Source organism: Acinetobacter stercoris (assembly GCF_900323515.1).
In the GTDB taxonomy this organism is placed as follows: domain Bacteria; phylum Pseudomonadota; class Gammaproteobacteria; order Pseudomonadales; family Moraxellaceae; genus Acinetobacter; species Acinetobacter stercoris.
Genome location: NZ_OOGT01000449.1, coordinates 1 through 684, shown reverse-complemented (window position 1 = coordinate 684; position 684 = coordinate 1). Strand labels below are relative to the sequence as shown.

2 protein-coding genes are annotated in these 684 nt (G+C 36.4%); both read right to left on the bottom strand.

Translation table 11 applies throughout. The features are described 5' to 3' along the window. Window positions 1-257, bottom strand: a 257-nt coding sequence (locus tag KPC_RS20170) for a transposase (protein WP_171334575.1), incomplete at its 3' end; no start/stop codon positions are given. A gap of 26 nt (window positions 258-283) precedes the next feature. Continuing rightward, window positions 284-684 (bottom strand): helix-turn-helix domain-containing protein (locus tag KPC_RS20165; protein WP_146196701.1); only part of this gene is annotated, 401 nt, incomplete at its 5' end.

Genomic DNA, 684 nt, shown 5'->3' with positions numbered 1-684 from the left:
AGGTGAGCGAGTTGAAAGAGGCTTTGAATAAAACCCTGTGTTTGACGTAAAGCCAGTTGGAACAGGTTGCGTATTGTCAGGGCAAACTGAATGGCAGTATCAGAGTAGGTCGGTTGACATCCTTTTTTGCCTGTAGGCATTGCATACCATTGCATTTGGGGATCAAACCAAATAGTGAAAGCACCCCGTTGGCGTAAAGCCTGATTGTACTCAGCCCAGTTGGTTGTTTTGTAGCGGCTTTTTGATTCTGTATTCATCTAAACTGTATGGGGATGAATTCCTTTTATGCAACAAAGCCTCTCCACTCTAATGGTGTGACACCAGTCCATTGTTTAAAAGATCGATTGAATGAAGGTTGCTCTTTATAGGCAAGTAAAACGGCAATTTCGCTGATACTTAAGTTAGTATTTTGTAGATATTTATATGCTAAATTTTTGCGAATCATACTTAACTCATCAACAAATGATGTATCTAACAACTTCAACTTATTTTGAAGAACACGAACAGAAATTCCCATTGCTTGCGATACATATTGTATGGATGGCTTATTTTCACTTATAGATTTTATGATATTTTGATTAAGCTCTTCAATAAACATATCCTGTTTAGGAGTGTTCGAGATGATAAAGTCGATTTGATTGGTAAGTAAAATATTTAGATAACTATCATGAGACTGAATTTTAT